Here is a 4,594-nt window from a genome sequence, read left to right on the forward strand (position 1 = left end):
ACCGACTCGCCGCCATCGAGCGCGAGACCGACGTTGCCTGAAAGCTGAGCACGTTTATCTGTACTTGGCTGAGCACTTCAGGGAGTACGCGGACACCGCGGCAGTCAGTGGCCGCCCTGCCTCGTCCCGGGCTTCGAGGAGCCTGCTCAGCAGGTCCCCGCCTTTGTCGCCTCCGTCTGCTGATACCCGTCGGGCGTGGATGAACCGATCGATCTCGGTATCGACGGTCGCGACGGCTTCGATTAGGCGCCGGCGAGCGGGGGTGCGCACCCAGGGTGGCAGGAAGAGCCCGATTCCTCGTAGTTCGGCGCCGACCTCTCGCTCGGCCACGTCCATCGCGTCTGCCAGTGCCTGGGCCTGGTCACCGATGTCGTTGCCGAAGAGGGTGCGGACCACGACCCGCTGGGAGAGTTGCTTCATCTCCCGCAGCACATCGATCCGGCTGCCTACTTGCCAGCGATCGGCAAGCGCCGTGGCGCAGTCGACCATCGTCGTGGCGTATCGGCGTACCTGGGAGGGGCGGACCGTGGGTGTGACCAAGGACCGCTTGCGGCGCCAGTCAGCACCCTGGCTGCGCATGACGCCGTTGCCGACCAGTCGCTTGAACGCCCAGCCGGCATCGAAAATCTCGAAGCGGTCTTCGTCGCTTCCCAGCAGTTCCGCAATGTGCTCAGGGTGTGCGAGGGACACGATCCGCATCGGGCCGAGCGACCAGGTCACGACGTCGCCGAAGTCGTCGCGCAGACATTCCAGGAACGCCAACGGGTCGCCGCCGAAGGACGGCAGGTTTCCCAGCAGCGGCAGTCCGCGCGGGCCGGCAACAGGACGGAACGGCACAGTGGGCACTCTCGTGCAACGAGCCGCTTCGTGAACGGTTCCGTCGACCAGGATCTGGCGGCCGAGGCCACCCGCACCTCCAACCGGATCCGCGGCTTGCTCACCCAGTTCCACCCGTCGCTGGAACGCGTCCTCCGACCGCGCCTGGACCACCAGGCCGTCACCTGGCTGCTGGAACGCTACGGATCCCCGGCCGCGCTGCGAAAGGCCGGACGCCGCAGGCTGGTCGAGGTGATCCGGGGCAGCACCACGAAGCCGCGCATGTCGTCGCTGCGTTTGACGATCGCCAGGACCAGGGCGAGCGTTGCCAGGCAGTGCTCGACGAGACTGCTGGTGTAGCCGCCGTCCGCCCAGACCAAGGCGAGGCGGTGGTGCGCGTCGGCGACTTGGTGCAGGAGGACCTGGGCGACGGCGCGGTCACCGGTGTCCGCGGCGGTGACCATCACCCCGAGCAGCAGGCCGAGGGCGTCGACCACGACGTGCCGCTTGCGCCCGTTGACCAGCTTGCCGCCGTCGAACCCGCGACTGTCCGCACCGACAACCGCGTCCGCCTTCACCGACTGCGAGTCGATCACACCGGCCGTCGGCTCCGCATCGCGGCCCGCCGCCTCGCGGACTTGCGCGCGCAGCCGGTCGTGGAACTCCTTGACCAGGCCATGGTCGCGCCAGCGGCGGAAGAACGCGTATACCCGGTCCCACGGCGGGAAGTCGGCCGGCATCGCCCGCTTGATGCCGTTGTCCACGAGGTAGCAGATCGCATCGAGTGCAGCCCGGTGGCAGTACGCCTCCGGCCGCCGCGACCGCGCATCCAGCCCGGCACCGGCAGCAACGGCCGGACGGCCGCCCACTCCGCGTCCGTCATGTCCGTCGGGTAGCGCGGCTGCCGCAACCCGTTGTCGGCAGCGTTTCCGAACCGGTGAGCCAGACAGTCACACTCCCAGGTGACCGGGCTGGACTGCCCGACCGCCAACACGGAACACTGCTGCATCAGGGCCTCCTGCTGCTCGGTGATTCGATACCAACGAGCTGTTCAGGAGGCCCTGTCCGTATGCGCCAAGCGCCTCACGACCACCCAATCGGGGCTCCCGTTCGACGCACACCCGTCAAGATCGGAAAGACGACGGCTTCTTATAACACCAACGAGTGACAGACCGTCCCCTACACCCCTCGCTGGTGTTTACACGGTGACGCACAGATAAACAGGTGACGGGCAGGACAGGGAGAGGTGCGGGCGTGGTCGGCAATATGGCGGAAGTCGTGCTGCGGGAGCCGGAGCCGTCGGTCGAGCGGCTCCTGGAGTGGCATCTTGCGGCTGCGCGTGACTGGCTGCCGCACCAGTTCGTGCCGTGGAGTGCGGCGCGGGACTTCGACGGGCCGCTGAAGGCTTTGGCCTGGGAGTCGACGCTGTCGCAACCCGTGCAGAACGCGCTGATCATCAATCTCCTCACCGAGGACAACCTGCCCAGTTACCACTTCGAAATCGCGACCCGCTTCGGGCGGGACGGTGCCTGGGGCACGTGGATCCACCGATGGACGGCAGAGGAGGGCCGACACGCGGACGTCATATGGGCCTACGACCATGCCAGCCGGGCGGTCGACCCGATGGCGGGCTGGGTGCGGCCGGGCGACAGGCGCAGGACCGACTCGGTCAGCACGTGGAGTGGCTTGAGACGCAAGCTTCCCGCGCGCGTGGCCTTCAGACGGATGAACGCGGGCAGCGCCGCAGGGCCTCTCGCAGCGAGGAAACAGGAGACCCAGGCATGAGGCAGGCGGCGGAAGGCGCGGCGGAGTCGGCCCTTCCCGAGGAGTTGGTGGCCCTGCTGACCGGCCATCTTAATGTAAAGGCGGATGCCGGTGAGCTCTCCGGCAGGACGACGTTCGAGAGTCTCGGCCTGGACTCGCTGTCGCTGATGGAGTTGGTGGTGGCGGCGGAGGAGGAGTACGGGATCGTTCTGCCCGAGAATGCCCTGGACCTGCGCCCGTCTTCGACCTTGGGCGAGGCGGCTCGGGCGTTCGAGCATGTGCGCTGAGATCGCCGTCACTGGGCTGGGGCTGGTGACTCCGGCCGGGCATACGGTGGAGGCGAACTGGGCGGCTTTGTGCCGGGGGCGCTCGCTGGCCGCGACGGATCCCGGCCTGGTGGGACTGCCGGTCGACTTCTCTTGCCGGGTGACGGACTTCGACGCCGAGACGGAGCTCGGCCGGGCGTCGGCGCGGCGCGTGGACCGCTTCATCCAGTTCGCCCTCGTCGCCGCCCGGCGGGCCGTCGCGGACGCGGGCCTCGATCGTCGTACCTGGGAAGCGGAGCGGGTCGGTGTCGTGCTGGGCGTGGGATCGAACAGTTTGAGTGCGTACGTCACTGAGTTCGGTCACCTCGGCGCCGGGCGGCCGGAGCGGGTCTCGCCACTCGCGCTCCCGCGCAGCGTTCCGAGCATGGCCGCGGGCGAGGTCGCCATCGACCTGGGCGTGCGCGGCCCCAACTTCACCACCGCCAGCGCCTGCGCGTCGGGCGCCACCGCGATCGGAGTGGCCCGGGACCTGCTGCGGTCCGGTACCTGCGACATCGTGCCGGCGTACCGAGAGATCAATCGTGACCGGCCGTCCGCCGAGCGCCTCGTCGGCGACGTGGCGTTCATACCGGCTGTGCACCCAGTCCGAGAGTGAACCGCAGCCCGAACACCCCACTGCGACATCGTCCCGGGTCCGCGCCGCGATCCGGAGCAGATCCCCGCCAGCCTGCACTTCCTGGACCTGCACCGCGGCCAACTGCGGCAACAGGACCTCCAACTCGAGGACATACACCCTCCAGTGTGCCCCCAGAGCCCCGGGAACCGCGACGGATTCGATCACCCGCTACGAAAATCAAGGCAGAGCCTAATTCATGACACGCCCCGTCCACTAAGTTGACAACACTCTGACAACGCCGTTCTCAGGGGTTGCAGTTGGTTGAGTTTTCGACGTTTGTGGCTGTGTCAGTGCCAGGTCCGCAGTCGGCGGTGTCGTTGCTGCCGTCCTCGCCGTCGATGGTGTCGCTCATACCGGTGCCCCCCGGAACGAGGACTCCGCTGCTGTTGACGAAGTCGCCGTAGACGGTGTCGTTGCCGACACCAGCAGTGATGGCGTTGCGCCAGCCGTCCACTACGGTGTACGCGGTGACCGTTACGGTCTCCCAGTTGCCGACGATGAAGTCCGCGCCTTCGCCGCCGTCAACGGTGGTATTGCCACTGCCGAGCGTGATACCGCCTGCGCCTACCGTGAGCTCCTTGCCGTTGCCGTAGATCGTGTCAGCGCCATCCCCGCCCAGCACGGTGTCACTCCCGAACGAGACGGCCGCGCCGACGGTGGTGAAGGTTGACTGCCGGCTGTTTCCGTAGAGGGTGTCCGAGCCGCTGCCGCCGTCGATGTAGTCACCGCCACCAGCGACTCCGCCGCCCCCCGGGTTGGCAAATTGCTCGTAGTCGCCGAACAGTACGTCGCTACCGCCCTCACCGAACACACGATCGTTTCCGCCCACCCCACCCACTACCGGCTGGGATATCGCTTCACCGCGGATCGTGTCGTCGCCGTCCCCACCGCAGATGACATCATCACCACCCAGACCGGAGATGGTGTCATCCCCGCCCAATCCCACGATCACATCTGGCCCGTCGGTACCGGTCAAGGTGTCGTTGCCACTGGTACCGACGATCGTGGCAGCCAGCCCGTCACAGGTCTCCGCTTGAGCATGAGCCACCGGGACCGGTGCGACCGCGATTGC

General features: G+C 67.7%; 5 protein-coding genes and 2 pseudogenes. 4 read left to right on the forward strand and 3 right to left on the reverse strand.

Annotation, left to right across the window (positions count from 1 at the left end; genetic code table 11):
* Positions 1–54 precede the first annotated feature (54 nt).
* On the reverse strand, positions 55–990 hold the full coding sequence (locus ACZ7NC_RS44545) for a cytochrome P450 (protein ID WP_471497875.1): 936 nt from the start codon (positions 988–990) through the stop codon (positions 55–57).
* Here ACZ7NC_RS44545 and ACZ7NC_RS44550 point away from each other — a divergent pair.
* Positions 883–1,104, forward strand: a pseudogene (locus tag ACZ7NC_RS44550) (IS110 family transposase); the annotation flags it as partial. The gene ACZ7NC_RS44545 and the pseudogene ACZ7NC_RS44550 sit on opposite strands and share 108 nt — an antisense overlap.
* Here ACZ7NC_RS44550 and ACZ7NC_RS44555 read toward each other — a convergent pair.
* The gene (locus ACZ7NC_RS44555) at positions 1,017–1,685 is read right to left on the reverse strand and encodes an IS5 family transposase (protein ID WP_471497878.1); all 669 of its coding nucleotides are present in this window, start codon (positions 1,683–1,685) and stop codon (positions 1,017–1,019) included. The pseudogene ACZ7NC_RS44550 and the gene ACZ7NC_RS44555 sit on opposite strands and share 88 nt — an antisense overlap.
* A 397-nt stretch (positions 1,686–2,082) precedes the next feature.
* On the opposite strand from ACZ7NC_RS44555, the gene ACZ7NC_RS44560 reads away from it, so the two are divergent.
* From ACZ7NC_RS44560 to ACZ7NC_RS44570, 3 genes and pseudogenes are all read left to right on the forward strand, one after another.
* Positions 2,083–2,601 (forward strand): acyl-ACP desaturase, encoded by a 519-nt coding sequence (locus tag ACZ7NC_RS44560; protein ID WP_471497880.1) that lies wholly within the window; start codon positions 2,083–2,085, stop codon positions 2,599–2,601.
* Positions 2,598–2,867: an acyl carrier protein gene (locus ACZ7NC_RS44565; protein ID WP_471497882.1), complete on the forward strand. Its 270-nt coding sequence runs from the start codon at positions 2,598–2,600 to the stop codon at positions 2,865–2,867. Before ACZ7NC_RS44560 ends, ACZ7NC_RS44565 begins: the two co-directional genes overlap by 4 nt.
* Positions 2,857–3,411: pseudogene (locus ACZ7NC_RS44570) on the forward strand (beta-ketoacyl synthase N-terminal-like domain-containing protein); the annotation flags it as partial. The gene ACZ7NC_RS44565 and the pseudogene ACZ7NC_RS44570, both read left to right, overlap by 11 nt.
* 355 nt (positions 3,412–3,766) lie before the next feature.
* Here the strand turns inward: ACZ7NC_RS44570 and ACZ7NC_RS44575 are convergent.
* Positions 3,767–4,594 (reverse strand): calcium-binding protein (locus ACZ7NC_RS44575; protein ID WP_471497885.1); only part of this gene is annotated, 828 nt, incomplete at its 5' end.

The organism is Streptomyces sp. NPDC111802 (assembly GCF_055634335.1).